This window comes from Methylomagnum sp., from assembly GCF_054333355.1.
Window position 1 is genome coordinate 1 of sequence record NZ_JBTEKS010000386.1, and the last position, 4068, is coordinate 4068.

The window sequence follows — 4068 nt, forward strand, 5'->3', positions numbered from 1 at the left end:
GGACCGCGGCTTCACCCTGGATTGGGACGCCCTGCGTGAGCGGGTCAAGGAAGTGGGGATGCGCAACAGCAACACCATGGCGATTGCGCCCACCGCGACCATTTCCAACATCTGCGGCGTGTCGCAATCCATCGAGCCGACCTTCCAGAACCTGTTCGTGAAGTCGAACCTGTCGGGCGAGTTCACCGTGGTCAACCCGTACCTGGTGGCCGAGCTGAAGAAGCACGACCTGTGGGACGCGGTGATGATCAACGATCTGAAGTATTACGACGGCAGCGTGCAGAAGATCGAGCGGGTGCCGGAGGAGATCAAGCAGATGTACGCCACCGCGTTTGAACTGGATGCGCGTTGGCTGATCGAGGCGGGTTCGCGGCGGCAGAAGTGGATCGACCAGGCGCAGTCGCTCAATCTGTACATGGCCGAGCCGTCGGGCAAGAAGCTGGACAATCTTTATAAGCTGGCCTGGGTGCGCGGTCTCAAGACCACCTATTACCTCCGCACCATGGGCGCGACCCACGTTGAGAAGAGCACAGCCTTCGACGGCAAGTTGAACGCGGTGAAGTCGGGCGATGACGGCGCGGCGGTGCTGAATATGCCGGTGGCCTCGTCGGATGTCCGGGCGGACAGCGGGCCGAAGGTTTGCTTGATTGATGATCCTACTTGTGAGGCTTGTCAGTAATTTGGAGGTAAGAATGAGTTACAAAGACCCTTATCCTTGGACATTAGCTAGGCCAGTTATATTGGATAATGTAGTGATCTTGGCAGCGGCCATTATGTTCGGATTGTCTGGCTGGTTTTATTTTTTGGGTGAAAGCTCGAAAGTTTATATGACTGGCACAGTTGTCGGCCTGCTGGTTGCATTGCTCAAATATAGGGATGACTCGTTGTTCAAAAAGAACTACGCTCAACTGGATCTCTTGTCTGGATGTTTCGTAGATATGAAGATACTGACTTTCTTTGCCAGTATGCGTAATTATATTGCTTCCAGAAGTGCCCTGGTTTTAATTGCGGTCGGGGTAATTTTGTTACTTAACAACGTTGTCCCAATGGCTTAAATAAGGAGATTCACAAAGAAAGTTCTGTGTTTCGCAGTCGGTTCTTGCCGCCACCGTGACTGCTTCAATACGGAAAATGGCAATGAAGTCTGGACGCACCGATTCCGGCTGACCAAAAGACCGGTGCATGGTTGGGAAGAAAGGGATGAAAAGACCATCTTCGACACCGCCAGCAAACACCTTTCATTTGCGAATTTTGGCTTTCGGAGCCTTGTACCACGATTTGAGTGCGGGCTTTGAACCACTAACAGCGCTCGTCCTCACGGTACTCGTGGGGGCGTGGCTCGCAGACTTGTAGGGCTGTTTTGGTCCGCTGTGCAAGCGGCGGACCATTATTTTTATGGTTAAATTTCCAACATAAGGGCGGGAGTATGGGGCAAGGTTATATATACGTATTGGCAAATAGCTCGATGCCTAATGTCGTAAAAATTGGCAAGACAAACCGAACTCCTAGCGAAAGAGCGCAAGAACTATCAAAAGTAACTGGTGTGCCAACCCCGTTTATCGTTGTGTACGAGAAATTGGTTGGCGACCCGGAAGGAATGGAGTCCTTTGTACATACCCTTCTTGCCGATAAGGGGTATCGTCTCTCGGAAAATAGAGAGTTTTTCACGGCACCGGTATCCATAGTAATCGAAGCCATATTGCAAGCGCCCGCCACATTTCAACAGTTAAAGCAAATAAATGGAAACTCTCTAACTGAGGAAGAAAAAGATGACCTTGATTATCCATGGCTAGGCGTTTGGAATCAGGCTAATGATTATTTGCATGGGAGTGAAGACTGTTTTGAGGATCATCAAGAAGCACTAAAGCTATATAAAAAAGCCACAAAGCTTGGATGCCATCTCGCCTATGAGAGAATCGCATACATGCATTTTTACGGTCATTCCGACGTGCCGTTGGATAATAAAGCAGCATTGCAAGCCTGCAAAGATGGCGCAAGCAACGGAAATTATGTTTGTTATCTATGGATGACCCGAGTTTTTCTTAGGCAAAATCAAGTTGAGAATGCTCGGAAGTGCCTTGTAAAGTTTGTTGAGGAGCGAGAGGCTAGACCGGATGCACTCGTTGAAGATAAGCTGGCTGTAACAAATCCACTGATGCACACAATAGGAGATTGTTTTAAATCTGGATTGATACCTTCAGGGCTGGTTGAGAAACATATCAAAGCAAATTCCGAAGAGCTTTTGCAAGAAATTGATTACTATATCGAAATGGCAAGACGGGAAGGTTTAAAAAATCCTGAAAATCTTTATTTAAATATTAGAAGTTGGGTAACTAAATAATAAAGTAGGATGGATTATCGCGGAATATATCCTGCTTTAATGCCTCGCTTTGATGGGTTTCGCTGCGCTTCACCCATCCTATAATATACGATTAAAACACGATGCGATGCGGTGATATGCCATGAAATGCGAAATGGGGTGAAATATCCGATTATGGCGACTCGGCCATGACGAATTATCGCCGCTTCTATATTCCCGGCGGCACCTACTTCTTCACGGTCAATCTCAACAACCGCTCGCAACGCCTGCTGGTCGAAAACATCGACGCCTTGCGCCAAGTCAGGGTAGGGCGGATAAGCGGAGCGCATCCGCCGCCTTGGTTGGGTGGATGCGCTTCGCTTATCCCACCCTACGTACACTGATCTGGCTTCGCTTACATCAACAGAACCCAGGCTTGCCTTGCGCAAGGCGCTCCGGCGCTTCGACTCGACGAATCGCGTATCGAATCCAAATAAGCACCGCTATAAGCAAGGACCGAACACATTCCCCCGCAGGCAATTTCAGGACTGCATGACCGCCATCACCGCCCAACTCGCCGACGGCTCCTCCGCGTCGATGGGTAGATAAACCACCCGCCCGACCGTTTTTTCCGCCACGGCGTCGGCCACGGCTTCCCGGACCTTGGCGGAATTCCGCCGCGCCCACACCACTCTCCGCAGCCGATCCCAGCCCCAATGCTCGAAGGGCGTGGCCAATTTCTCGCCGTCCCATTTCGCCTCGTAATTGCCAAGGTAAAGCTCCAGCTCGTTGATGACGCTGTCCTCGTCGTTTTCTTCGGACGGGTCTTCGCCGAATTGCGACCAGCGAAACCGTTCCCCCAGGAAAAAAACCACCGTTTCTTCGCTCATTGCTTGTCTCCGGGCCAGGATGAATACCGTTTAAAAAAGTGGGAGCGGGCTTTAGCCCGCGACTTGGTTTGGCTGTCGCGGGCGCTCCCGCTGAACGCGCTAAACCACCGAAGCCCGGCGCGGCAAAGACCAATGCCCGCCGCCCGCCGCTTGCAGCTTGGCCGCCAGTTCCTCGCGGGCGGTCGCGCCGCCGCCCCGCAGAAATGTCATTTCCTCCGGGGTAAGCAACGTGACCGCCACCAGCCGCACCTCGCCGCCCGGCAACTGAATGGTGGTCGGCAGCCCCGCCGCCGCCACGTTCAGCAGGGCGCCCGCCCGGCCCCGGCCATCCTTCAAATGGTCGATGGCGAATCCCATGGACAGGAAACCCGACTCAAGCAGCGTGTCCCGCAAACGGTGGTGCCCGGCGAGGATGTGGCTGATTTCGGCCAGCATGGGAAACAGCCAGGTGTCGGCGGCCAGGAATAGGGGCGCGTCGTCGGGCAGTCCCGATTGCGGGCTGTCGATGAAGACTTCCAGCCCCAGGCCGGTTTCCGGGCGGTTGCGTTCCACCCAGGGATCGGACAGGCCATCCGAAAAAATCAGCAGCCGACCCTCGCGGCGGATGGCCCGCCACGCCGGACCCGCAGGCCAATCCGGGCCTTCGCCCATCGGACCCATGAGCGAAGTCAGGGCCGTGCTGGTCCCGTCGCCGAGCGCTTCGATGGCCTCGGTGCGGGCTTGGGCGGCCATTTGCAGGCGGTCGGAGTAACGCAGCCCGACGGGATGATCGGTGGGGTTTGGAGTAGGCATGGGGGGTTCCGGCGTTGTGGTTATGGGGAGGAAAAGGAACTGTGGGAGTGGGCTTTAGCCCACGAGAAGCCGCGTCAATCGTGGGCT

Annotated in this window: 5 protein-coding genes and 1 pseudogene; 4 read left to right on the forward strand and 2 right to left on the reverse strand. The window is 54.0% G+C overall.

Annotation, left to right across the window (positions count from 1 at the left end):
• From ACXWUF_RS19765 to ACXWUF_RS19780, 4 genes and pseudogenes are all read left to right on the forward strand, one after another.
• A pseudogene (locus ACXWUF_RS19765) lies at positions 1–679 on the forward strand (ribonucleoside-diphosphate reductase subunit alpha); the annotation flags it as partial.
• A 13-nt stretch (positions 680–692) separates the two neighbouring features.
• Positions 693–1055, forward strand: coding sequence for a hypothetical protein (locus ACXWUF_RS19770; RefSeq protein WP_458496299.1), 363 nt, complete (start codon positions 693–695; stop codon positions 1053–1055).
• 371 nt (positions 1056–1426) lie between these two features.
• Entirely contained in the window at positions 1427–2341 is a 915-nt protein-coding gene (locus ACXWUF_RS19775) for a GIY-YIG nuclease family protein (RefSeq protein WP_458496300.1), read from the forward strand.
• A 167-nt stretch (positions 2342–2508) separates the two neighbouring features.
• Complete coding sequence (locus ACXWUF_RS19780; RefSeq protein WP_458496301.1) at positions 2509–2703, forward strand: hypothetical protein; 195 nt, start codon at positions 2509–2511, stop codon at positions 2701–2703.
• Positions 2704–2841: 138 nt separating this feature from the next.
• Here the strand turns inward: ACXWUF_RS19780 and ACXWUF_RS19785 are convergent, their stop codons facing one another.
• Together ACXWUF_RS19785 and ACXWUF_RS19790 are read right to left on the reverse strand one after the other, a co-directional pair.
• A complete protein-coding gene (locus ACXWUF_RS19785; protein ID WP_458496302.1) occupies positions 2842–3189 on the reverse strand; it encodes a hypothetical protein in 348 nt (115 codons plus the stop codon).
• A gap of 99 nt (positions 3190–3288) precedes the next feature.
• On the reverse strand, positions 3289–3981 hold the full coding sequence (locus ACXWUF_RS19790; protein ID WP_458496303.1) for a hypothetical protein: 693 nt from the start codon (positions 3979–3981) through the stop codon (positions 3289–3291).
• Between the last annotated feature and the right edge of the window lie 87 nt (positions 3982–4068).